21 protein-coding genes and 5 tRNA genes are annotated in these 20,303 nt (G+C 61.7%); 5 read left to right on the top strand and 21 right to left on the bottom strand.

Translation table 11 applies throughout. The features are described 5' to 3' along the window. Positions 1-24 precede the first annotated feature (24 nt). The 11 genes from ruvB to BPSG_RS03925 form a co-directional block, all read right to left on the bottom strand. Positions 25-1,104 (bottom strand): Holliday junction branch migration DNA helicase RuvB, encoded by a 1,080-nt coding sequence (gene ruvB, locus BPSG_RS03875; protein WP_026643051.1) that lies wholly within the window; start codon positions 1,102-1,104, stop codon positions 25-27. 5 nt (positions 1,105-1,109) lie between these two features. Further along, positions 1,110-1,733: a Holliday junction branch migration protein RuvA gene (ruvA, locus tag BPSG_RS03880; RefSeq protein WP_026643052.1), complete on the bottom strand. Its 624-nt coding sequence runs from the start codon at positions 1,731-1,733 to the stop codon at positions 1,110-1,112. Between the two features lie 40 nt (positions 1,734-1,773). Then, the gene (gene ruvC, locus BPSG_RS03885) at positions 1,774-2,355 is read right to left on the bottom strand and encodes a crossover junction endodeoxyribonuclease RuvC (protein WP_026643053.1); all 582 of its coding nucleotides are present in this window, start codon (positions 2,353-2,355) and stop codon (positions 1,774-1,776) included. 8 nt (positions 2,356-2,363) lie between these two features. Then, positions 2,364-3,119: a YebC/PmpR family DNA-binding transcriptional regulator gene (locus BPSG_RS03890; protein ID WP_026643055.1), complete on the bottom strand. Its 756-nt coding sequence runs from the start codon at positions 3,117-3,119 to the stop codon at positions 2,364-2,366. A gap of 63 nt (positions 3,120-3,182) precedes the next feature. Beyond that, positions 3,183-4,364 (bottom strand): glycosyltransferase family 4 protein, encoded by a 1,182-nt coding sequence (locus BPSG_RS03895; RefSeq protein WP_236822924.1) that lies wholly within the window; start codon positions 4,362-4,364, stop codon positions 3,183-3,185. Between the two features lie 38 nt (positions 4,365-4,402). Beyond that, complete coding sequence (locus BPSG_RS03900) at positions 4,403-5,425, bottom strand: phosphatidylinositol mannoside acyltransferase (protein ID WP_026643057.1); 1,023 nt, start codon at positions 5,423-5,425, stop codon at positions 4,403-4,405. A 3-nt stretch (positions 5,426-5,428) separates the two neighbouring features. Beyond that, complete coding sequence (pgsA, locus tag BPSG_RS03905) at positions 5,429-6,091, bottom strand: phosphatidylinositol phosphate synthase (protein ID WP_026643058.1); 663 nt, start codon at positions 6,089-6,091, stop codon at positions 5,429-5,431. A gap of 141 nt (positions 6,092-6,232) precedes the next feature. Then, positions 6,233-8,311, bottom strand: a complete 2,079-nt coding sequence (thrS, locus tag BPSG_RS03910; protein WP_026643059.1) for a threonine--tRNA ligase — start codon at positions 8,309-8,311, stop codon at positions 6,233-6,235. Positions 8,312-8,445: 134 nt separating this feature from the next. Beyond that, positions 8,446-9,405 (bottom strand): DUF2971 domain-containing protein, encoded by a 960-nt coding sequence (locus BPSG_RS03915; RefSeq protein ID WP_026643060.1) that lies wholly within the window; start codon positions 9,403-9,405, stop codon positions 8,446-8,448. Between the two features lie 46 nt (positions 9,406-9,451). Beyond that, on the bottom strand, positions 9,452-11,041 hold the full coding sequence (locus tag BPSG_RS03920) for an ATP-binding cassette domain-containing protein (protein ID WP_026643061.1): 1,590 nt from the start codon (positions 11,039-11,041) through the stop codon (positions 9,452-9,454). A 210-nt stretch (positions 11,042-11,251) separates the two neighbouring features. Further along, positions 11,252-11,324 (bottom strand) — tRNA-Gly (locus BPSG_RS03925). A 103-nt stretch (positions 11,325-11,427) separates the two neighbouring features. Here BPSG_RS03925 and BPSG_RS03930 point away from each other — a divergent pair. Continuing rightward, complete coding sequence (locus BPSG_RS03930; protein ID WP_236822923.1) at positions 11,428-12,033, top strand: GNAT family N-acetyltransferase; 606 nt, start codon at positions 11,428-11,430, stop codon at positions 12,031-12,033. A gap of 20 nt (positions 12,034-12,053) precedes the next feature. Here the strand turns inward: BPSG_RS03930 and BPSG_RS03935 are convergent, their stop codons facing one another. Next, a complete protein-coding gene (locus BPSG_RS03935; RefSeq protein WP_026643064.1) occupies positions 12,054-12,902 on the bottom strand; it encodes a hypothetical protein in 849 nt (282 codons plus the stop codon). After that, a complete protein-coding gene (locus BPSG_RS03940; RefSeq protein ID WP_026643065.1) occupies positions 12,889-13,227 on the bottom strand; it encodes a hypothetical protein in 339 nt (112 codons plus the stop codon). Before BPSG_RS03940 ends, BPSG_RS03935 begins: the two co-directional genes overlap by 14 nt. Positions 13,228-13,462: 235 nt before the next feature. Between BPSG_RS03940 and BPSG_RS03945 the strand changes: the two genes are divergently transcribed. Continuing rightward, the gene (locus BPSG_RS03945; protein ID WP_026643066.1) at positions 13,463-14,125 is read left to right on the top strand and encodes a hypothetical protein; all 663 of its coding nucleotides are present in this window, start codon (positions 13,463-13,465) and stop codon (positions 14,123-14,125) included. An 80-nt stretch (positions 14,126-14,205) separates the two neighbouring features. On the opposite strand, the gene BPSG_RS03950 is transcribed toward BPSG_RS03945, so the two are convergent. The 3 genes from BPSG_RS03950 to BPSG_RS03960 are packed head-to-tail and all read right to left on the bottom strand — an operon-like array spanning position 14,206 to position 16,129. Beyond that, positions 14,206-14,829: an ABC-2 transporter permease gene (locus tag BPSG_RS03950; protein ID WP_026643067.1), complete on the bottom strand. Its 624-nt coding sequence runs from the start codon at positions 14,827-14,829 to the stop codon at positions 14,206-14,208. Next, the gene (locus BPSG_RS03955; protein WP_033502079.1) at positions 14,826-15,704 is read right to left on the bottom strand and encodes an ABC transporter ATP-binding protein; all 879 of its coding nucleotides are present in this window, start codon (positions 15,702-15,704) and stop codon (positions 14,826-14,828) included. The genes BPSG_RS03950 and BPSG_RS03955 overlap by 4 nt, the downstream gene beginning before the upstream one ends. Continuing rightward, positions 15,701-16,129 (bottom strand): GntR family transcriptional regulator, encoded by a 429-nt coding sequence (locus BPSG_RS03960; RefSeq protein WP_026643069.1) that lies wholly within the window; start codon positions 16,127-16,129, stop codon positions 15,701-15,703. The genes BPSG_RS03955 and BPSG_RS03960 overlap by 4 nt, the downstream gene beginning before the upstream one ends. A 293-nt stretch (positions 16,130-16,422) precedes the next feature. Here BPSG_RS03960 and BPSG_RS03965 point away from each other — a divergent pair, with 293 nt between their 5' ends. Beyond that, on the top strand, positions 16,423-16,602 hold the full coding sequence (locus BPSG_RS03965) for a hypothetical protein (RefSeq protein ID WP_026643070.1): 180 nt from the start codon (positions 16,423-16,425) through the stop codon (positions 16,600-16,602). Positions 16,603-16,836: 234 nt separating this feature from the next. On the opposite strand, the gene BPSG_RS03970 is transcribed toward BPSG_RS03965, so the two are convergent. The 4 genes from BPSG_RS03970 to BPSG_RS03985 form a co-directional block, all read right to left on the bottom strand. Beyond that, a tRNA-Val gene (locus BPSG_RS03970) sits at positions 16,837-16,909 on the bottom strand. 32 nt (positions 16,910-16,941) lie between these two features. Next, positions 16,942-17,013: transfer RNA gene (locus tag BPSG_RS03975), tRNA-Val, on the bottom strand. A gap of 32 nt (positions 17,014-17,045) precedes the next feature. Continuing rightward, positions 17,046-17,116, bottom strand: a tRNA-Cys gene (locus BPSG_RS03980). Between the two features lie 31 nt (positions 17,117-17,147). Then, a tRNA-Gly gene (locus tag BPSG_RS03985) sits at positions 17,148-17,220 on the bottom strand. A 345-nt stretch (positions 17,221-17,565) separates the two neighbouring features. On the opposite strand from BPSG_RS03985, the gene BPSG_RS03990 reads away from it, so the two are divergent. Beyond that, a complete protein-coding gene (locus BPSG_RS03990; protein ID WP_026643071.1) occupies positions 17,566-18,366 on the top strand; it encodes a PAC2 family protein in 801 nt (266 codons plus the stop codon). A 107-nt stretch (positions 18,367-18,473) separates the two neighbouring features. Here BPSG_RS03990 and BPSG_RS03995 read toward each other — a convergent pair whose 3' ends face one another. Further along, entirely contained in the window at positions 18,474-19,370 is an 897-nt protein-coding gene (locus tag BPSG_RS03995; RefSeq protein WP_026643073.1) for an undecaprenyl-diphosphate phosphatase, read from the bottom strand. 119 nt (positions 19,371-19,489) lie between these two features. Between BPSG_RS03995 and BPSG_RS04000 the strand changes: the two genes are divergently transcribed. Continuing rightward, positions 19,490-20,287: a fructosamine kinase family protein gene (locus BPSG_RS04000; protein WP_026643074.1), complete on the top strand. Its 798-nt coding sequence runs from the start codon at positions 19,490-19,492 to the stop codon at positions 20,285-20,287. The last annotated feature ends 16 nt before the right edge of the window (positions 20,288-20,303 follow it).

Consider the following 20,303-nt stretch of genomic DNA (forward strand, 5'->3'; position numbering starts at 1 on the left):
CGATGGCCTTACGGAAGGTTCAGTCTAGAATAGCTTGCTGACATCGCCTGCGGCGTCGTCGGCCAGCACAAGACCAAGGTGCTCCCATGCGCGCGCAGTGGCCACACGGCCCTTTGGTGTACGCATCATGAAGCCTTCGCGCACCAGATACGGCTCGCAGACCGTCTCCACGGTCTCCGCCTCCTCCCCGACCATGGCCGAAAGGTTGTTGAGCCCCACGGGTCCACCGTTGAAGTTGCGGATGAGCGCATTGAGCACCGCCATGTCGAGGCGGTCAAGTCCTTCAGTGTCGATCTGGTACAGTGCCAGTGCCTCTTTGACGTCGTCGGGCTCCACTTGGGGCAGGTCATGCACCACCGCCCAGTCGCGCACGCGGCGCAGCAGCCTGTTCGCGATGCGCGGTGTGCCGCGTGAACGGCGTGCGAGTTGCGCCGACGATCCGGGCGCCAACGGCAGTGACAGGACCGCCGCGGACCGTTCGATGAGTTTTTCGAGTTCGTCGTCGGGGTAGAAATCCAGATGCGCGGTGAACCCGAAGCGCGCACGCAACGGCGAAGGCAGCATGCCTTCGCGCGTGGTGGCGCCAATGACGGTGAACCGTGGCAGCGTCAGGGGAATCGATGAGGCGCCCGGTCCTTTGCCCACCATGACGTCCACGCGGAAGTCCTCCATCGCGATGTACAGCAGTTCCTCCGCCGCGCGGGGCAGGCGGTGGATCTCGTCGATGAAGAGCACCTCCCCTGCGTCGAGCGAGCTGAGAATCGACGCGAGGTCACCTGCGTGCTGGATGGCGGGGCCGGATGTCACACGGATCGGCACGCCCAATTCGTTGGCCACGATCATCGCGAGGGTGGTCTTGCCTAATCCGGGAGGCCCGGCGAGCAGGATGTGGTCCGGTGGCACTTCGCGTTTGCGGGCGGCATCGAGGAACAGCTGGAGCTGCGCCTTGAGCCGGGGTTGCCCGATGAATCCGTCGAGGATGTGTGGACGCAGCTCTTCGTCGCTCACCGGCTCGTTGCCGATGGCGTTGGCGGAGACCATGCGCAGCGATTCCTCATTGGCTCCCTGATTGTCCATGCCGCCTTGTGCGGTGTCGTCGTACATGCCGTTCACCTCCCCGTGTCAAGTGCGGCCAAGGCCAGCCGCAGCACCTGTGGTACATCCTGTGTGTCAAGTGGTGTGGCGAAGTCATGGTCGCCCATCACCTCGTCGATCGCGGCCTGCGCATCCTGTCGGCGCCACCCCAACGACATGAGCCCTTCGAGCACCTGGTGCATCCCCACGTCATCCGGCGCCTTGAGCGTGGATGTGGATTCCGCGGGAGCCACAGCGGCAAAGTCTATTGACCCTTTGAGTTCAAGGATGATTTTCTGCGCGCCTTTTTTGCCCAGGCCCGGGGCCTTGGCCAGTGCCGTGGCGTCCTCGTCGTGGATCGCCTGGGCCAATTGGTGTGACGGCAGCGTGGAGAGCAGCGAGAGTGCCACCTTGGGGCCGATTCCGTTGACCTTGAGCAATTGCAGGAACATGCGCTTGGATTCCATGGACAGGAACCCGTACAGTGTGATCGCATCCTGTGAGACCATCATCTCGGTGTGGACCACTGCGGCGTTGCCGATGTGCAATGTGGCCAGGTCGGCGTTGGGCATGCGCACCGCGAAGCCGATGCCGTTGACGTCGACGACCGCGGTCGTCGAGTCGACGGCGGCCACGGTGCCGGTGAGCTGACCGATCACGGGACCTCCTAGGACGGTATTCGAACATATGTTCGGCAGTTTACATGCCTCTGCGGACTCCCCTGCCCCGTGTGGCATGCTGCGCGGCCTGCGCCCATTGGCGTTGCGCGGGCGTCAGGTGCTGTTCACGCTCACCGCCCTGCAGCGCGCCTTGCGGACGCAACGCATGGCAGATGGCGATCGCCAATGCATCCGCGGCGTCGGCGGGTGTGGGCAGCGTGTTGAGGTTGAGCAGGCGCGCCACCATGCGTTCCATCTGGATTTTCTCGGCCTTGCCGTTGCCGGTGATGGCCAGTTTCGATTCGGTCGGCGTGTGCAGGGCGACGGGGATGCCGCGTTGCGCGGCGGCGAGCATGGCCATGCCCGCCGCCTGCGCGGTGCCCAGCACGGTGTTGCGGTTCTCTTGTGCGAACACGCGTTCGATCGACACGGCGTCTGGGATGAACTCGTCGAGTTTGGCCGCCAGTCCGTTGTAGATCGTCAGCAACCGCAGGTCCTGTGAGATGTGCGGGTCGGAACGCACCACGTCGACGTGCATAAACGAAAGCCGGCGGTTGGCGCCGGCTTCGATCACGCCGACCCCGCACCGGGTGAGCCCGGGGTCAACGCCTAGGATGATCACAGGAGCGGTTACTCCTCGTCAAGCTGGGCCATGACCTCGTCGGAGGCGGTCCAGTTGCTGTAGATGTTCTGCACGTCGTCGAGATCGTCGAGGTTGTCGATGAGCTTGGCGACCTTGCGGGCATCGTCGAGGGTGAGCTCGACTTCGTTCTTCGGGTTCATCACGATCTCGGCCGAATCATAGTCGATGCCGGCGTCCTGCAGGGCCTGGCGCACCGCGATCAGGTCGGACGGGTCGGTGAGCACCGTGTAGGTCTCGCCGTCGTCGGTCACGTCCTCGGCGCCCGCTTCGGCGGCCTTCTCGAACAGGTCGTCGAAATCCACGCCTTCGGCCGGGACCTCGATGGCGCCCTTGCGCTCGAAGTTGAAGCTCACCGAACCGGTTGTGGCGAGCGAACCGCCGCCCTTGCCGAGCGTGGAACGCACATCCGCGGCCGCACGGTTGCGGTTGTCGGTGAGGCATTCGATGATCAGGCCCACGCCGGCCGGCGCGTAGCCCTCATACACGATCTCCTCATAGTTGGCGCCGCCGGCTTCCTCACCCGAGCCGCGCTTGACGGCGCGCTTGATGTTGTCGGCCGGCATCGAGTTCTTCTTCGCCTTGTAGATGGCGTCGTACAGCGCCGGATTGCCATCCGGGTCGCCGCCGCCCTGACGTGCCGCGATTTCGATGTTCTTGATGAGCTTGGCGAACAGCTTGCCGCGCTTGGCGTCGATCGCTGCCTTCTTGTGCTTGGTGGTCGCCCACTTGGAATGCCCTGACATATTGCTCCTAGATGGGTAGTGGATTGATGGACATACGGTAATCGAGTTGATTCTAAGGCGGTTCTAAGACAAGGCCTGCCGGTACACGGCGAGCACCTCGTCCACGACGGTCTCCCAGTCGAAGTCCTTGGACCGCTTGAGTCCGGCTTTGGCGAGCCGATCGCGCCGCTGCTCGTCGGCGAGCAGCTCGCATATGCGCGCAGCGCAATCGTGCCCGTCCTTGTTGGCGAACAGTGCGGCGTCCTGCCCCTGTTCGGTCACATCGACGAAGGCCGGCAGATCGGAGGCGACGATGGCGCAGCCTGCTGCCATCGCTTCGGCGAGCACGATGCCGAAGCTCTCACCGCCGGTCTGCGGGGCCACATAGACGTCGAGCGACTTGTAGAACCGGGCCTTGTCGTCGTCATCCACACGCCCCAGGAATTCGAAATGCCTGAGGAGTTCTTCGCCGCCTTCGTGCTCGAGGATGGTTTTCTCGGCGTCTTTGCTGCCATCGCCGACCACCAGGAACCGTGCGCCCGGGTAGTGGCGCAACACCTCACGCGCCGCGTCGACGAACACCGGGAAGCCTTTTCGGTCCTCCTCCAGACGCCCCAGGAACCCGATTGTGGGATGCTGCGCACTGCCTTGCCATCGCGCGTTGGGTGTGGCGTGCAGATACGCGGAACGGTCGATGCCGTTGGGGATGACGCTCCTTCTCATGCCTTCGGGTAGATAATGGTCCGCGGTGCGGCCGGCCGCCGGTGAAACGAAGATCGCCTGGCTCAACGGCTCGAGATACGACCGCAGATACCGCTGGAACATGTGGAGCGCACGCGGGTACGGTTCGATGCTCGCATGGAAGGTGGCGACCATCGGCGGTGCATCATGCATGACGAGCGGCTTGTGGCTGACCGACGGCGCCTCCGGTTCGTGCAGATGCACGATGTCGAACTGCCCCTGCCGCACCCACCGCCTCGTCTGCAGTCCAGCGGCGAGGAAATAGCTCAGATGCGCCCACGAGCCGTTATAGGGGATGGCGAACGACGAACCGTTCGTCTGCACCCACAGCGGCATGTCCTTCGTGCGCCGCCCTGGCGCGAACACCGAGACGGAATGTCCGCGGCGTATGAGCGCCTCGGAGAAATCCCGAATATGGTTCTGCACGCCACCGGGTGTCTCGAACGAGTAGGGGCAGACGATGCCGACGCGCAGCGGGCGCCTGTCTGCCTGCATATGGCTGAGTGATGGTTCCTGCGAAGACATATAGAGCATTGTGGCCGACCGAATGGACTTCACGGCCATCACTGGTCGTACGCACGCAGCGCGGCTATCTGTTCCGGCACGTCCTTGAGCCGCGACAGGTCGAGGTCCTCAAGAAAAATCGGTTGCAGCATATGCCAATCCTCGGGGTGCGCGGCAATGCCCTTCGCCCACACATCGACCCACGCCTGGCTGATAGCGTGGATCGCCTCCTCACGGTCAAGGCAACGGTACCGGTCGATGTCCAACGGACCACTGATCTCGCAGACATACCCATACGGGGTGCCCGCGGCTTTTCTGTCGTGGCCGGTGAGCCGTTCACGACAGGTGTTGGCCACATACAACGGCAAGCCCGTATCGTACGCAAGGGTCGCCGGCCCACGGGCCACACGGATCGTCGAGCCGAAGGCCTTGACGAATTCGCCGTGCCTGCTCAAATCCCGGTCGGCGAGCAATGGCACGACCACATGGGGATTGGCGAGCTCGTCCTCAAGCCGTTCGGTCAGATGGGGCGTTCCGGTCAGCAGGATGCGCATGCCGAGGCGCTCACGAATCGACACAAAAACCTCAAGCATGCGTGCATCGGACAAACGTTCGGCCACAGTAGTCACAGGTGCCACCGCATACCGTGCCCAGAACCCGTCGTAATCCCAATTGCCCTGATGGCCCATCGCGATCGGCGCCGACCGGTCCCCCTGCCCCGGTGCGGTGAGCGCGATGAGCGACTGCAGTCCGGAACCTGTGCCACGGATACGGGCTTTGAGCTGGCGCTCGCTCCTCGCCCCGACGGTGAGGGCCTCCGAAAAATAGGTGAAATAGGATCGCATGCCGCGGTGTGACATCCGCCGTAGCGCCTTGGCGTCCACAGGGGCCGGTTGTACTCCGGCGGCTTCCGGCTGGGAGGCGGACCATGCGAGCACATGGCTCAGATTGCGTTCAAGCTGGCGCACCGACCCCACACGCAACAGCCATGCGATGTCCGCCGCGGCAAGGAACGCCCCGCGGATCAGCCGCTCGGGCAACACCCGCGGATGGTTCGCAAGCCACGCCATCATATTGGCCATCGGTCAGTCCTTGGTGGGGGCGTCCAGTGTGGCTTCGATCGACACACGGGCCTCGTGGATGCGTTGGAGGATCGTGATGGTGCCGAGCACGGCGAGGATGCACATTGTGGCCATGAGCCACAGGTCCTGATGGGTCAGGCCACTGATGGCCATGCCGACGAGGATGATCGTCAGCCTGTCCGAGCGTGTGGCGATGCCGCCTTTCGCTTCGGCGCCGACGGATTCGGCGCGTGCGCGGATGTATGACGTGACGAACGACGTCATGATCGCATAGATGGCGGCGCCCATGCCGACGAGTGCGGTGATATCATGCCGTTGGCCTGCCAGCAGCGCCGCGTTGTTGCGCATGAAGAAATAGATGATGACGCCTAGGAGCACAGCCCAGTCCGCGACGCGGTCGAGCGTGGAGTCGAGAAAGGCGCCGAAATGCGTGCCGCCGTTCGTCAGCTGCGCGACCGAGCCATCCAGGGAGTCGAAGATGACGAGCAACGTCAGGACCACCGCCCCCCAGAACAGCCATCCGGTGATGCCGGTGGCGATACCCACGATTGTGGTGCCGACGGCGCCGATCACCGTGACGGCGTTAGCAGTCAGGCCGATCTTCGCCATACCCTTCGCGATGGGGTTGATGATGCGCTTAAACCATGGTCGAAGCTTTTCCAGCATATTGTATTCCCGGTGTCAATCTGTGGATGTGTGAACATAATGTCCTATGGGCATGGACGGCATGCGGCCACCCCTGCCCCGAACGAGGGCGAGGGGCCGCGAACAGGGGATGCATAAGCCCCATTCGCGGCCCCTCGAATATCACTCGGCATCGGTGTCGGACACGTCGAACTCGACGTTGTCGACCGGCTGGCCGGTGGCCGCCTTGAAATCGTTGTCGGTGTTGACCTGCACACGCTTGGCGATCGCCTCGAGGATCCACTCCTTGGCCTGGTCCACCGGTACGCCGTTGAGCTGGCTGCCGTCACGGAAACGGAAGCTGACAGCGTTGTTGTTCATATCCTCTTCGCCCACGATGATGATGAACGGCACCTTCGACTTGGAGGCGTTGCGGATCTTCTTACCAAACCGGTCGTCGGACAGGTCGGTCTCCACACGCACCATGTCCTCTTCAAGCGATTCCATGAACCGCTGCAGATGCGGGGCGAATTCGTCCGCGACAGGCACGCCGAGCGCCTGCACCGGGGCGATCCACGCCGGGAATGCGCCTGCATAATGCTCGAGCAGGATCGCGAAGAAACGCTCGATCGAACCGAAGAGTGCGCGGTGGATCATCACTGGGCGCTGGTGTGTGCCGTCCGGCGCGATGTATTCGAGCTGGAAGCGCTCCGGCAGGTTGAAGTCGAGCTGGATCGTGGAGACCTGCCATGTACGGCCGATCGCGTCGCGCGCCTGCACCGAGATCTTCGGTCCGTAGAATGCTGCGCCACCCGGATCGGCTACGAGTTCGAGCCCGGATTCCTCGGCCACTTCGGCGAGGGTGTTCGTCGCCTCTTCCCAGATCTCGTCCGATCCGACGAACTTGTGCTCGTCCTTCGTGGACAGCTCGAGGTAGAAATCGTTCAGGCCGTAGTCCTTGAGCAGGTTGAGTACGAAGTTGAGCAGGTTCTTGAGCTCGTCGCGCATCTGCTCGCGCGTGCAGTAGATGTGCGAATCGTCCTGGGTCAAGCCGCGCACGCGGGTCAGGCCGTGCACGACGCCCGACTTCTCGTAACGGTAGACGGTGCCGAATTCGAAGAGGCGCAGCGGCAGCTCGCGGTACGAACGCTGGCGAGACTTGAAGATGAGGTTGTGCATCGGGCAGTTCATCGGCTTGAGGTAATAGTCGAAGCCCTGCTTGACGATGTTGCCCTGCTCGTCCTTCTCCTCGTCGAGGTGCATCGGCGGGTACATGCCGTCCTTGTACCACTGCAGGTGGCCGGAGGTCTCATACAGGCCGCCCTTGGTGATGTGCGGGGTCTGCACGAAGCTGTAGTGGTGCTTGCGGTGCATCTCACGCGAGTAGTCCTCCATCGCGTTGATGATCGCAGCGCCCTTGGGATGGAACACGGCAAGGCCCGGTCCGATCTCCTCCGGGAACGAGAACAGGTCCATCTCCTGGCCGAGCTTGCGGTGGTCGCGCTTGGCGGCTTCCTCCATGCGCGTCTGGTACGCCTTGAGCTCCTCTTTGGTGGGGAACGCCACGCCGTAGATGCGCTGGAGCATCGGGTTCGCCTCGGAGCCCTTCCAGTAGGCGGCCGCCGCGCGTTCGAGCTTGAACGCCTTGATGAAGCGCGTGTTCGGCAGGTGCGGTCCACGGCACAGGTCGGTCCACACCACATTGCCTTCACGGTCGATGTTGTCGTACATGCTCAGCTCTTTGTCGCTGATCTCCACAGCGACTTCGGTGTTGAGCGCGTCCTCTTTGTCTTTGATCAGTTCGAGCTTGTACGGCTGGTCCGCCTCTTCCTTCAACGCCTCGTCCTCGGTGACTACGCGGCGTTCGAAGCGCTGCGCGGACTTGATGATGCGCTGCATGTGCTTCTCGATCGTCTTCAGATCCTCAGGCGTGAACGGCTCGGCCACGTCGAAGTCGTAGTAGAAGCCGTTTTCGATCACAGGTCCCACGCCGAGCTTCGCATCGGGGCGGATCTCCTGCACGGCCTGCGCCATGACATGCGTCGCGGAGTGGCGCATGATCGCGATGCCATCCGGCGAATCGAGCGCGATCGATTCGACTTCGTCACCGTTGGAGAGCGGTGTGTAGAGGTCGCGGGGCTCGCCGTTGAGACGCACGGCGATGATGTTCTTGTCGTCGGCGAACAGGTCGACGCCCGTCTGGTTCGCATCCACCTCCTTCGCTTCGCCGTTGACCGTTAGGGAGATGGTGTTCTGTGCCATGGGAATCGTCCTTGTCTATCTGGGTCCGCGGTACAAGGTGCAGACCTGGACTACTGATTACAGGTACACAACTTAGGGTTCAGCGCAGACAATGCCGTCGCGTTCGGATTGCCGGAACGCGACGGCATTGCGTCTCACCGGTAGGTGCCGCGTGAATGGGCCACATCGGCGACTCCGACGCCAGCCGAGGCGAGCAGCATCCGGATGTCCTGTTCGCTCGCCGTGCACCGTGGCCCGATCATGACGGCGCGCAATGTGCGCCCCAGATCCAGACCAAGGTCAATCGTCGGCACGAGCCGGTCCGTGCGCGGCAGCACGGTGAACCGCGCATGGGTCACCGTATCGGGGAAACGTCGAGGCAACGCGTGGGCCAGTCCCTCCTGCAGCGTCTCGAAACCGGCGGTGTTCGCATTCGGCCCCCATATCGCGAGCCTCCATTCGCGCTCTTCGCGGAAGAACCGCTTCTTGCAGAACGCTGTGGCCGCGATGAACTCCAATGTGGCGTCGAGCAGCCGGGCGCGCACGGCGTCCTGTGTGCCTGCGCTCGCCGCACGCAGGTCGTGCACATTGCGTGCCATACGCGCGGCGAGCTCGTCGAAGCATTCCGCGCTGCGCTCACGCCCGTAGACGATCGGCCGGTACAGCGTCATCATGTGCGTCTCCAACAGGTGCCCGTCGTCGCTGCACACCGTGAACGATGGCTCCCGTTGCGCGAAGGTCGACAGGTCGAATCCGAGCGCCACTCCCCGACCGTCGTCGCCGTACGCGCGCCATTGGCTGAGCTGGTCCGCGCGCTCGGACAAGCACACCGCATAGCACAGGCGGTTGGGTGGCAGCAGATGCCGGCTGAGCGCCTCACGCAACATCGTCTGGTATTCCGGGCGCAGCAGCTCGATCCAATGGTCCGCGAATTCCAAGGTCGGTCCGGACCCGCTGATCAGGCCAATGCGTTTGAGGCTGTCCATCGCCGCAGCATATCCATAGGTGATCTCCGCGGAATCGTTGGATTTCGTGATGTCGCACAGCCGCAGCGACGCGTTCGAGATGATGGCGCACGCGGTCTCCAACGAACAGTAATGGTACGTCAACGGCATCTTCTGCCCTCCTGTCTCACTTTCCCGCCATACTACCGGCAGTGGGTCAGACGGCACAACCACAGGCTTCATCAAGGAACCAACGGTCGTGGCTCACCACGACGAGCGCACCCGGGTAGGTGTGCAGAAAACGCGCCAGCGCCTGCTTGGAGTGCAGGTCGAGGTGGTTCGTCGGCTCATCGAGCACAATGAGCTGGGGTTTGCGTAGCAGTCCCAGGCACAATGCGAGCTTCTGCGCCTGCCCGGGGCTCAGCGGCTCGCCCGCCATCAACCGGTCGGGGTCGGCGTTGAGCTGCGCATAGGCGGAAAGCACACGTGGGCGTTCCGCATTGCCGAGCCCCTGCAGTTGGGTCAGCAGACGCGTCTGCTCGTCTTCCCCGGGAATCTGATTGATGACCAGCGCGGGCAACTCGGTGTCCAGTGATGCGAGCAGCGCGCGGATGACCGTCGATTTGCCGGTGCCGTTCGCCCCGTCGATGCCGATGTGGTCGCGCGGTCCCACACTCAGGCGCGGCACGCGTATGCCGGCACCCGCGCCGCCTGTCTGTGCGCCTGGTATGGCCTGTGTATGCCAATGCCGTCCGTCCACGACCAGTTCGGACACGGCGTCCCCACTGCTGGCCGGCGCGCCGCCGTCGAACCGTAGCACACCGGCGTCCACATGCGCCGGCTCCCTGCGCGCCGAAGGTTCGATGTCCACGACAATCGCGCCGTCGTACCGCTTGGCATCCGTTGCGATGGACTCGACCGTACGTTGCGCCGACTCCAGACGACTGCCGAGCGCGCGGTATGCGGCGGCGCTCGCCTTGTCCGCCTGCTTCTCGTTCCACTTATGCGTATTGCGCGCGTCGTGGTCGAGCCGGTCGATCTTCCATCCGCCATGCTTGCGCGCCGCGGCGGCGTCCATCATCGCGCGGCGGCGCTCCTGCGCCTGCGCGATGGTCTGTTGCGCATGCTGCGCCGCTTCGAGCTGGTCCGCCACCTCGGCCCGCCGCAGTGCACGCGTCTGCTGCGCCTTGGTGTACCCACCCGCATACCGTTCGAGCACAGTGCGGTTGCGTCCGCGTACATGCCGGCGTTCGAACATGATGCATTGCGCGCATGTCGCGTCGATGAGTTCGACGTCGTGCGACACCAGCACGCCAATGCCGTCAAACGCGCGCATCGCGTGCGCGATGGCCTCGCGCGTGGCCGTGTCCACATGGTTCGTCGGCTCGTCGAGCACCAGCACGTCCGGATTGGCGAACAGTGCGCACGCCACCTGCAGGCGTTTGCGCTCGCCGCCGGAGAGCGTGGCGAACCGGTAGGGCCAGTCGTCACCGATGCCGAGCGTGTCGCGCAGCGCGACCGACGGTGCGGACCAGTCGTCGCGGAATTCCTCGAGATTCGCTGGCTCGCGCGTGCACTCCTGTTCGCAGTATGCACTGACGAACGTGGACGGGGCGGGACTGACTGATCCGCGCGTGGGGGTCAGCAGACCGCAGACAATGCGCGCAAGTGTCGTCTTGCCGCAGCCGTTGTCGCCGAGCAGCGCCGTCCAACCTGCGGGCAGGGAGCAATCCACGTCGTCGAACAGCGGTTCGGCGGCGCCGGGATGGGAAAAAGAGAGATGTCGTACCACAAGAGTCGTTGCCATGGTGGCCACCTTTGCCAATATGGCGTACTGCAAGAAACAATCAGTGAATGAGACCGGGATTCGATGGACACGAACGCACATGAACACGGCAGTACGCGCAACGCGTCTGGCCGACTGATTCATTCACTGCATTCAGATCCGCAAGTACCCGATGACCTCCGTGAAAGATTCCCTTGGCATGTGGGGGGAAATCTGCTTGAATATGAAGAGAGCGGACAACGGGACTCGAACCCGCGGTCTCGACCTTGGCAAGGTCGCGCTTTACCAACTAAGCTATGTCCGCATGTGCAACCAACCGGTGTACGCCGCTTGAGCACGAGTCACCATAATACAGCATTGCTCCTTGTGTGCAAATTCGGCGTGTCTCAACGGCGTCGAGGCATGTAATGAGCGAACAACAAGCCCGGTTCATCACCTCGGGCTCGCTGTACGGCCTACACTGGGAAATCACGAAAGGAATAGATACCATGCCGATGATCGAAATGGCCCAGAGCACTGACGTCAACACCATCAGGGATCTGAGCATTGCCACATTCGCCGAGACCTTCGCTTCCCTGAACACCGAGGAAGACATGGAGCAATACAACGAGCGGCATTTTTCGACAGATGAGCTGCAACGCGAAATAGACAACCCCGACTCCACTTTTGTGGTGGCGAAAGTGGACGGCGTTCCTGCCGGATACATGAAAGTGAATGTCGGTGACGCCCAGACCGAGGAGATGCTCGGCAACCGCATGGAGGTCCAGCGCCTCTACATATTGCGGCAGTACAAGCGCAATGGCTTGGGCGCGCGGTTCATGCACACCGCTTTCGACATGGCCCGTGCGCAGGGCAAGAGCGTCATCTGGCTGGGGGTATGGGAGCACAACGACGCCGCGATTGCGTTCTACAAGCGCATGGGCTTCGTCCAATTCGGTTCGCATGACTTTGTGCTGGGAGAGGACCGGCAGACGGACCTGCTCATGGAAGCGGCCGTGGACCGGCTTGTGTAGCGCCCGTCACGGCCGGATGCTCACTGGCTTGCGCCTTCTTGGAGGGTGGGGATGTGCGGGTACAGCCTGTGCACCGTGTCGCCCCAATCCGTCACGCGTACGGCGTTGTCGGTGTATTTGACCTTGACCTTGAGCCCTGTGACCTTCACATCGTACTGCTCGAATGTGGCGCACACGGTGTAGTTGGGCTGGTCCTCCCCCGTCAGCAGGCAACCGGTGTTCTGTTGGGCGCCTTGGGACAGGCTGTTGAACCAGTTGATGGCCTTGGGCCAGCTGTCCCAATCGTCTTGGAACACGTTCCAGGACTCGGCCACGCGTCCCCCGCCGGCGGCGTTGACAGTGAAATCGAACCATCCGTCGGAGTCCGGATGGGTGTTTTCCTTGCCGATGATGTCGAGCTCGGTGAACGCGGCGAATGTCGGTGAGCACGCATCGGTGAGCTTGGGTATGCCATCTTGTTCGGGGTATGGCGCAAGCTTCTGCTGGGCGCCTATCGCATTGGCGATCGCGCTGCATGCGGAATTGTTCACGAGCGCATTGGTGACGATGTCACGCAGCTTGTCGTTCTTCTTGTACAGCTCGATGAGGGTGAAGTCGTCGCTGTGGTCCTTCTGGTCGACCGTTGTGGCCTGTACGGTGCCGGCCTTCGGGTCGGTGATGCGAATCGGCTCGGACCATTCGGCGCCGTTCCAGCCATTGTCTATCGTGACGGTGTAGATGCCCGGTGTCACGAGCCACATCGTGTCGGTGAAATCGGAGACCGTGCCGTTGAGCCGGTACCTGCCGGCGTCGTGGCGTTCGTCCATGAACCCCACGGCGGGGAGCACCTGCTCCATCGGCACACGCCAGACGCCATCATGCTTGGTCATATGCCAGATGATGTTCGTGGTCTTGTCCCCCCACCTTGTAGGTGACGGGCACGTCGCTCTCGGTGTCGGAAACCTTGTGGATGTCTCCCACATGCGGGTCGCTCAACGGTGTATTCGGTTTGACGGCCTTGAGCACATACCCGTCCGGATTGGTGGACACGGGACTGGTGTGTGCCCTGATCGTGCTGTAATCGGAGTTCTGCATGGCGTCGAGCAGCACCTGCGCCACCGACTGCGGATCATAGTTCGCCTGGCCGCATGCTGCCGCTGGCAGCAGCAACGCCAATGCCACCAATGCGATGAGGCAACGGTTGATGTGCTTCATGCGGTCCTCCCCTGTCTATCGGCTTGCCCATCGACATTCATATTTCAGTATCGACCATACTGTGGGCGCTGCTGCTTCGTCCACGGTGCAAGGGCAATGGTGGGCAATATTGACGTTGAGGCATTCGACGTGTGGGAATCGTACGGATTGCGTACATGCGCAGATGGCTGAAGTGCGCCATCACTATACTGGTTCGCGGTGAGAGACACGGAGGTACTGACGATTGGGGATACACATGACGACACGATTCGCGAAGACGGCCGCATTCGCCACGGCGGCGCTCATGACCATCGTTGCCGCGGGCTGCGGCAACGGCGCGGATGGCGCGTGGGACGCCGAGCGTGCGGACGCCGTCTGGTCCCAACACGTCGAACATACGGGGACGCCACTGACGATGCAGGAATTCGAAACGACCACCTGGCGCGCGAAGAACGGTGATATGGTCATGTTCCACGACACGTCCGAAGCGTGGCCGCACATGGCGATGCCGACGGTGCGCAGCGCGGACGACCACCGCTCCACACTCATCCCCGCAACCGTCACGGACCAAAGCGAACTGATGCGATTCGAGTTCCTGCAATATGCGGATGTGAAACTCGACGGAGCCTATTACGCCGTCTCGACGTCTTTCCCTGATGATCCGGCGAACATGGCTTCCAGCAAGTGGCACGCAGGCGCGGATGGAGACCTGTTCGTGCTTGCCGTGAACGAGGAAGCACATGAAGGGTACCGAGTGCGCGTCACGGCGAACGGGCTGCATGCGCAGTGCATGACCGATGGCGTGAAGGACACGGGTTGTTATCAGGTCCTGTTCCAGGGCCTTGAGACGGAGGCTCACGACGGCATCCTCACGCTTGATGATGTGGACATGGGGGCAGATGCCACCACAGAGCGATAAAGGTCAATACTTATATAATCGGGCGGCCGCGTCGATGGATGATGCGGCCGCCCGATCGCCTATGGTACTCCGCCCTGCGCTTACAGTTGGGCTGTGCGCAACGCACGCAGCGACACCATGACGGAGACGGCAAGCGCAACCGCGCCCAGCAGGGCGCCGATGCCGTACAGCGCCCATGCAGGAGCCGAGGTGATAATCGCGAACAATCCATCAGTGCCCATGTCGAGCGACACGGCAATCGCGGCGAGCGCGAACACGACCGCGAGGATGCAGACACGGGCGATCTGCACACGGTCGCGGAAGATGATGGTCACCGGTAGTTCAACTGAGACGGTGAGCACGGTGAGCAACACCGCACATGCGGCGATCATCCCCGATTGCGTGATGGACTGCCGATGGACGACGGCGCTAACCATCTGCAGCATGACCGCGAGCACACAGGCCGGGACAATCGAGACGAGATACTTCTCCCCCGCGTATTCCCTCCTGCTGAATGGCAACGTGAACAGTGTACGCCGTATCGGAGCGCTCAAATCGTTGCGTACCATGTTGCCGCACACCGTGGAAAACAGCATCGGCATGAGCATCACCCCGGTGACATACATGTCGGAGAAGGTGTAGAACAGGCACAATGCCAGCATCACGACAAGAAACACCCGATTCTTGCCCATAGCGATCATATCCCTCGCCATCAGACCCTTCATGGTTGATTCCTTTCCCTGAGCGGCTCGCCCGCCGTCATGATTGTGATGAGTTCGTCGATGTCGCCACGTGCCATCTGGATGCCGGGCATGTTCTCTTCGTAATAGCGGCGTTCATCGGTGAGTGCATGGATGACACCGTGCCTACGGGCGCTCGCGAGGACATGCGACCGATCCATCGCCGCCGCCTGTTCGTCGGTGAGGATGAGCACCGCGTACTCATCGCGCAGACGGTCGATTGTCTCGTGCAGCCGGATACGCCCACGGTCGATGAAGTAGAAGTCGTCGCACAGGGACTCGATGTCCTTTGAATTATGCGAACTGATGAGGATGGAATGCCCTGGCGTCTCCATGTAGGCGCGCAACAGGTCGAGCAGCTCTCCTCGCGCGACGATGTCCAGCCCCGCTGTGGGCTCATCGAGGATGAGCACATCGGGTTCGTGGCCCATGGCGATGACCGTCTTGAATTTCGCCGTCATCCCGGTCGAGAACTCCTCCATCTTCTTGTCCGTCGGCAGAGCGAAGCGCTCGAGCAGGGTTCGGCATAGCGGTACGTTGAAGTTCGGATATAACGCCTTCATCTGCCGTATGACGTCGTCCCCGGTGAACACGGCGTCGAAGGACGTATCCGCGAGGACGGCGCCGACATCGCGCTTGACGGCGTTCGGCAGCCGGGTGACGTCGGCGCCGAGCAGTGTGCCGTTCCCGGTGTCCGGTTTCGCAAGCCCGAGGATGATGCGGAACGTCGTCGTCTTGCCTGACCCGTTGACACCGATGAGTGCGGTAATGGTGTCCTTCGGCACGTGCATTGTCAGGTCAAGCGTGAAATCGGCATACCGTTTCGTGATGCGGTCGAGCGTAATCACGTCGTTCGTCATCGTGTGGCTCCTTTCCTATCTGTCGTACCGGTGCCGCCGTATGTTCCGTCGTCGGTGTCGTCCAGCAGCATTGTGACGAGTTCCTTGATGTCCGCATCACTCAGCTGCAACCGGCGCGCTTTCGCTATCGCCTGCGCGAATTCCTCCTCCACCTGGCGGTTGAGTTCCTCCGCGACGATGTTCGGTGAGACGTCGGCGACGAATGTGCCTTTGCCTTGCACGGTGACGACAAGTCCTTCCTGCTCGAGCACGTCGTACGCCTTCTTCGCAGTCAGTGCCGAAATCGCGCATTGCCTGGCGAGCCCGCGAACGGATGGCAGGGGCTCCCCCGCTTTGATTTCGCCGCCCTTGATGAGCGCGCGTATTCGATCGACGATCTGCTCGTAGATCGGCGTCATCGACGTGGCGTTGATGATGATGTCCATGGGCCTCCTGTTCCCTCCTGCATGCCCGCCAATAGGATTCCACCATAAGAGTATAACATTGTATAACAGCAAAATACAGCATATAACAATTTTGACGACTGTGTGTCTTCGGTCATTTCGGCGTGTCGGCTGCCATGAGGATTGATGTGGTATTGCAACGATTCGTGAAGTTCCACCCAAGAAACCCCACCATTGTTCAGCCTTGCCGGCAATGCGGTGTGTCATGCGGTCTCCGCTTGTACGTTGGTCTGTAACAAGGTGTGGCAGCGGGGCTGCCGATTGGAGGGATGGCCATGGTTTGGATCATCATCGCGGTTGTGGTGCTTGGTATCAGCGCCTATTTCGGCAACGAATACCGACTTGACCGCAAAGCGCACAAGCTCAACTCAGGCAGCGAGGAGGAACGACGTCTTGCGGCGGAAATGCAGGAGATCGCCCGCAAGATCGATGAAGGCAAGTATCTGTACCGGTGAAGCTGCCGAACCATTGTGCTTTCATGCTCAGCCCAATGCGATAATGGATCCGTCTCAAACGTGGTGACCGAAATAGTGGCTAAATGCCTGACCTGGTCTTCCGAATGATGATACGCAATTGGAGTGCACACACCACGAGCGCCATCGTCGCGTCATGCCCAACGCGTCGGGAAATCCCCAACGGACACGCCGAAACAAAAACCCCGCAGGCCAATGACCTGCGGGGTTTGGATGTGGGTGATGTAGGAATCGAACCTACGACCCCTTCCGTGTGAAGGAAGTGCGCTAGCCGCTGCGCCAATCACCCGTTCTTCTGTTATACGCCGATTGCTCGGCTCGTGGGCGATACAAGATTCGAACTTGTGACCCCTTCCGTGTCAGGGAAGTGCGCTACCACTGCGCCAACCGCCCGGTTGACTCAAATGGCCGAAGCCATCTGTGCGAGGTGGGTACGAGAGTCGAACTCGTCTATACGGCTTTGCAGGCCGCTGCCTAACCGCTTGGCTAACCCACCGTAAAGGTCTGTTACACTCTTCGGACCTTAGAGCGGACAACGGGACTCGAACCCGCGGTCTCGACCTTGGCAAGGTCGCGCTTTACCAACTAAGCTATGTCCGCATATGTTCCGCAGAGGATTTCCTCTGCCTGAGCACGAGTCACTACAATAAACCACAACCTCCAAATGTGCAACATACGGCGTGTCGCGCCGGTATTCCGCGCTTTTGTTGTGAGTCAGTCTAGACGAACACCGGCAATGTGCCCACGCGCAGGAAAGCTTCCGGACTGGCGGCCCATGTCAGCATGTGGACGCGGGGAAGAGCGCCCCGCGTCGGGAAAAATATGCTTGCCTCAAGCGCAGCATTATTGCGGTCATTCACCAGCGGCTAATCTTTACGATTCCGTCACAGCGCAAGGGATACAGTTGTAGACATGTATGAGCACAGAACCAGACCGAAATACGTTATGGTTGCGGCGTTTGACGGGTGGAACGACGCGTGCCAGAGCGCGACCAACGTCATTCGCCATCTGGTGTCGAAATACCGCTCCCTTGAAGTGGGGCACATCAGCCGCGATGGGTATTACGATTACCAGACGTCGCGTCCCATGCAATGTGTGATTCAAGGTACACGCCGCATCCTGTGGCCCCAGACCGTGTTTTATGACATCGCGGTCACCGACGACCTGCACTTGCTCGCGCAGCTTGGCCCGGAACCGAACTACCGGTGGATGGATTATGTGCGTGAGACGCTGCACTTCGCCAAGCAATATGACGTGAGCAGAATCGTGACCTTGGGATCGATGTTCGCCGAATGCCCGCATACGCGCGATCTGCCGATCGACGTGAGCGTGGATGGCGTGCAATCCGATCCGGACAGCGAGTACAACGGCCCCATCGGCATTCCGCACATCATCGATGCGATGGCCATCGAAGAGGGCTTCGACACCACATCCATCTGGGTGTCGGTCCCCCAGTACCTTGGTGGCAATGAGCCGTGTCCGCAGGCCACGTTGGAACTGTTTCAGCAGCTGGCGTCGGTGGTCGGCCTCTACCTCAAAGCGCAGGAGCTGGAAGGCAAGGCCGACCAGTGGCGTGCGCATTGCGATGTGATGGTGCGCAACAACGCGGACCTTGATGGTTATGTGGACCAGCTTGAGCATGACTATGATATGAAACAGCATGCCCGTGCCATCGCTTCGTCCGGCGCCCCCGCCGTGGAGCAACTCGTGCAGGAGGCCGAGGCGTATCTGCGTGATCTCCCGTAAGCGTCTTCGCCGCCTTGTGATGGCATGATTCGTTGCTTGGCAAAAGTGAACGGCCCGTCCCGATCGGAAGAATCGGGACGGGCCGTTCACTTTTGCCAAGCACAACGTCACGCGTTGCCGCCGAGCGCCATGCCTTCGAGCGGCTGCAGCACGCCGGTGAGCAGCAGGATCGCCACGATGACCGCCAGCGCGATGCGGTAGATGGCGAACGCCTTGTATGAGAACGTCGAGACGAACTTGAGGAATCCGATGATCACGATGTAGCCCACGACGAACGCCACGACCGTCGCGGCGATGGTGGCGCCCCAGCCCGGGAACATGGCGTTCACGGTGGGGTCATTGGCTTCCTTGACGGCCTTGACGGCTTCGAGGATGCCGGCGCCGAACACGGCGGGAATGGCCATGAGGAAGGCGCAGCGCACCGCGGCCTCACGCGTGTAGCCCATGGCGCGGCCGAAGGTGATGGTGCCACCCGAACGCGACACGCCCGGGATGAGCGCGAGCATCTGGCCGATGCCGTACCACACGGCGTCTTTTGTGGTCATATCGTCGATCGTCTTCACCTGCGGTGCCCTGTCGTCGACGATCCACAGGATGATGCCGAACACGAGCAGCATGGCCGCGGTAATCCACAGGTTGCGCAGCGTGTTTTCGATGGCGTCCTGGAACAGCAGGCCGGCGAAAACAATCGGCAGCGTGGCGATGATGATGTACCAGCCGAGGCGTGCATCCTTGTTGCCTTCGCCAAGACGATGCTTCCAATCCTTGCCATTCTTGCCTGCCAGGCAGATGCACCAGTTCTTGAGGATGTTCCAGATGTCGTGGCGGAAGTACAGCAGCACCGCGAGTTCGGTGCCGATCTGGATGATCGCGGTGAATGCGGCGCCGGGGTCGCTGCCCAACATGAGGTCGCCGACGATGCGGACGTGCGCGCTGGACGAGACCGGCAGGTATTCGGTCAACGCCTGCACCAATCCGAGGAATATCGCTTGGAAGAAATTCATGAATCCCCTTAATTGTGTGTGATCGGTGATTGCTACCACGCTTTACTGTAGCGCAACGAATACACTGCCCGTTTTACGATGGGCTATACAGCCGTACGGCCAGTATGCAAGGAGATGACATGAGCAAAGCAGTGTACCGCAAGAGTCGGGCCTTTGCCCCGCAAGGGTTCTTTGAGTGTGAAGGCAGGGGCTTGCAATGGCTTGGCGAAGCGCAATCCCAAGGTGGCCCGCGCGTGGTCAAGGTCTTCGAATGGGGCAGGGACTATCTGGATATCGAACGCGTCTCCCCCTGCTCCCCCACAGCTGACGCCGCCTTCCGGTTCGGTGCGGAACTCGCCCATATGCATGACGCCGGCGCCCCGTATTTCGGCTCCGCCCCTGCAGGATACGACGGCACCTGCTACTTCGGGCCGCTGCAGGATCCAGTGCCGATGGACACCGGCACATGGACCGACCCCGCCACATATTTGGCGGAAGGCCGCTTGCGCCCCATGGTCCAACTCGGCATTGAACGCGGTTCACTTCGCGAGTCGGACATGGACCTCACCCAGCGCGTCATCGACGCACTGCCTGAACTGCTGGGGCGTGCGGCCTCCGACCGTCCCGCGCGCGTGCACGGGGACCTGTGGAGCGGCAACGTGATGTGGACCAATGACACTGGCGACACGCAGGCCGTGCTGATCGATCCGGCCGCGCATGGCGGCCACCGCGAAGAGGACCTGGCGATGCTGCATCTCTTCGGCATGTCATACCTGACCGAGATCACCGAAGGCTACCAGTCGGTGCACCCGTTGAAGGCCGGATATCAGGAACGCACTACGCTCTGGCAGCTGTACCCCATCGCGGGCCATTGCGTGTTCTTCGGAGGCGGCTATGTGAGCGAATACCGGCAGATGTGCCGCTCGCTGCTCGGCTGAACCATATATACAACAG

It is taken from the genome of Bifidobacterium pseudolongum subsp. globosum, assembly GCF_000741295.1.
GTDB classification, from domain to species: Bacteria; Actinomycetota; Actinomycetes; order Actinomycetales; family Bifidobacteriaceae; genus Bifidobacterium; species Bifidobacterium globosum.